The organism is Corallococcus sp. RDP092CA, from assembly GCF_041903675.1.
Classification (GTDB): domain Bacteria; phylum Myxococcota; class Myxococcia; order Myxococcales; family Myxococcaceae; genus Corallococcus.
The window spans coordinates 1-2,709 of record NZ_JAYESI010000078.1 but is presented as its reverse complement, the minus strand read 5'-3'; the positions used below and the strand labels follow the sequence as shown (position 1 = coordinate 2,709).

Annotated in this window: 2 protein-coding genes; both read right to left on the bottom strand. The window is 71.1% G+C overall.

Features of this window, described 5'->3' with window-relative positions:
* Nucleotides 1-132 precede the first annotated feature (132 nt).
* Complete coding sequence (gene istB, locus U8525_RS34185) at nt 133-915, bottom strand: IS21-like element helper ATPase IstB (RefSeq protein ID WP_374270928.1); 783 nt, start codon at nt 913-915, stop codon at nt 133-135.
* Nucleotides 916-968: 53 nt separating this feature from the next.
* On the bottom strand, nt 969-2,558 hold the full coding sequence (gene istA / locus U8525_RS34180; RefSeq protein ID WP_374270927.1) for an IS21 family transposase: 1,590 nt from the start codon (nt 2,556-2,558) through the stop codon (nt 969-971).
* Between the last annotated feature and the right edge of the window lie 151 nt (nt 2,559-2,709).

Below are 2,709 nucleotides of genomic sequence, written 5' to 3'. Positions count from 1 at the left end.
GTGTCAAGGCTCGGCCAATCAGGTCGCTGTTCGGTTCGGCCAATCAGGTCCGGACGTGAAGCGCCCAGGAATCGCGACGGAGTGGACCGCGCGGGTTCGGCCAAACCGGTCCGGCAGGGGCTCCGCTGGGTGTCAGCGTGCGACAGTCTCGACCTGGACCGCGCGCGGTGCTCGGGTGCGCTTGGCGGGCGGTGGGTTGCGGTAGCTGTCGCCCTCGAGGGTAAGGACATGGGCATGGTGCAGCAGCCGGTCCATGGCGGCGCTGGCCAGCAGTGCGTCACCAAACAGCGGAGGCCACTCCTCCAGGGCGCGATTGGAGGTGATGCAAGTGGCCGCGCGCTCGTAGCGACGGCGGACAATCTCGTACAAGTCGATGCCCTCCTCACCCGTGAGGGGCCGCAGTCCGAGGTCGTCGATGATGAGCAGGGCTGGCGTGGTGAAGCGAAGGAGGCGTCGCTCGTAGCTGTTGTCAGCGCGTGAGGCGCGCAACTGCGTGAGCATGTCGTGGGCGCTCACGTAGAGGACGGCGTGGCCGGCGCGGCAAGCACGCTGGCCCAGCGCCTGGGCGAGGTGACTCTTGCCGACGCCCGCCGGGCCCACTACCAGCACATTCTCGTGCCGCTCGACAAAGGTGCAGGTGCCCAATTCCAGCACCTTGGCGCGCGGGACGGAGGTGTTGAAGGAGAAGTCGAAGTCTTCCAGGGTGCTGGGCCGCTCGAAGGCGGCACGGCGCAGGCGCACGTCCAACTGCTTGCCGTCGCGCCGCTCCACCTCGTCGGCCAGCAGTCGGTAGAGGAACTCCGTCAGCGACAAGTTGGCGTCTGCCGCCTCGCGGCAGCGCACCTCGAGGGACTGCAGCAGCCCGGACAGGCGCAGCTTCTTCAGCACGGGGACGAGTTCGTCATAGGTACTCATGCGGGGGACACTCCTTGAGCGGGGTGGGACTGCGGGGACAGCGAGGGGGAGCGCTAACGCAGCAGCGTGCGCACGTCGCGCGCGTAGCGGGGAGTCGGCGGCGCAGCAGTGGCGGTGGGCGTGGCGATGGCCAGGTGCCCGTCCTGGGGCAACGGCTGCAGGTCCAGGCCTCGGCGCAGGATGTCCTTGAGGCCCTGGTAGCGCAGGTTGCCGAAATGCAGCGCCCGGCGGCACGCGGCCTCGGCTCGCTCGCGCGGGAAGCCTTCCAGGTGCACCACCATGGCCTGCACGCAGCGCAGCTGGCTGAGGACGTCATCCGCGTCGAAGACGGCGCGCACGTAAGCCTCGGTGCAGGGGCCCAGCCGGGCTGCCCGCGTCTCCCAGTGGCCGCGGCTGCGGTGGCGCAGGGCTGCGCGCGCCTCGGGCAGGTGGGCTTCCACGGTGCTGCGGTGGCCCTCGCCGCGCAGGGGGTGGGTGGCCACGCGCTCGTCCTGGGCGTACACGCGCACGTCGTGGGCCGTGACGCACAGCCAGACGCGCTGGCCGATGAGTCGCCACGGCACTGAGTACAGCCGTCGGCCGTACATGACGTGGGCATCTCGGTGCACGCGGGCCTCGTGCCACACCTCGGGCGCCCACGCGGCCGCCGGCAACGCACGCAGCGCCGAGGACTCGGCCTGCTGGAAGAGGAGGCGCGGCTGACGCCCCGTCGTGCCGTGCACGCGCACCGACGCCACGTCCCGCAGCCAGCGCTGCAGGGCGGCCTCGCACTCGCGCGCGTCCTCTGCGGCCCTCCCGACGAAGAAGTTGCCCTTCACGTAGCGCACGCCCGCCTCCACCTTGCCCTTCTTCTGGGGAGCACGGGGTGGGGCCGGGTCGACGATGAAGCCGTAGTGGCGCGCCAGCGCGCGGTAGCTGCGCTGCAGGGCCCGCTCCCCGTCCACCCCGAAGGCAGCGCGCACCACCGCCGCCTTGAGGTTGTCGGGCACCACGCACCGGGGCACGCCGCCGAAGTATGCGAAGGCGGCCTCGTGACAGCGCAGCCACGTCTCCACGCGCTGGTCGAACACCAGCGTGGCGAAGAGGTGGCGGCTGTAGCCGAGCACCATGACGAACACCCAGGCGCGCCGCAGCGCCCCCGTGTCCGCGTCGTACAGCCGGCCCACTTCACCGAAGTCCACCTGCGCTACTTCGCCTGGGGCCGTCTCCACGGGGATTGCGACGTCCTCTTCACTCACGCCCTGGGCCCGACGCACGCTGCCCACCAGACGTTTGACCGCCGAGAGGCTGCCTGCCGGCACCCCTGCCTCCAACTGCAGCCGGGTGAAGATGGCCTGCGGCTGCAGGCCCTTGGCCACCCATGCTTCCACCTGGGCGCGGTGCGCCTCCAGGCTCGACGTCTGCTGGGGCACTGGCGGGGCCGCGGGCCGCGCGGCCAGCACCGCGGCCTTGAGCACCTCGAGCTCGGGCAGCCCCTGCACCTCGCCCCGCAGCAGCCCCGCCGCCTCCAGCACGCGCCGGTAGCTGCGCTCCACGTCCACGCCCATGCGCAGTACCCGGGCCACTTGCCTCGCGGGTGTGCCCAGGCGGTGCAACCGCACCAATTCCTGCAGCCGGTCCATCTCCACTCTCCGGTTACTCACGCCACTTCCCTTTCCAAGGGAAGCCAGCGTGGCCTGTCGGCGGGACGCCCGGGGGGACCGGTTTGGCCGAACCGGTGCGGACCGGTTTGGCCGAACTCACCCAGACCGGGTTCGCCGAACTCCGGAGGACCTGTTACGCCGAGCTACGACA

Excerpts from the sequence above, each read along its gene's own strand:
- istB (WP_374270928.1), bottom strand. The coding sequence starts at position 915 with ATGAGTACCTATGACGAACTCGTCCCCGTGCTGAAGAAGCTGCGCCTG.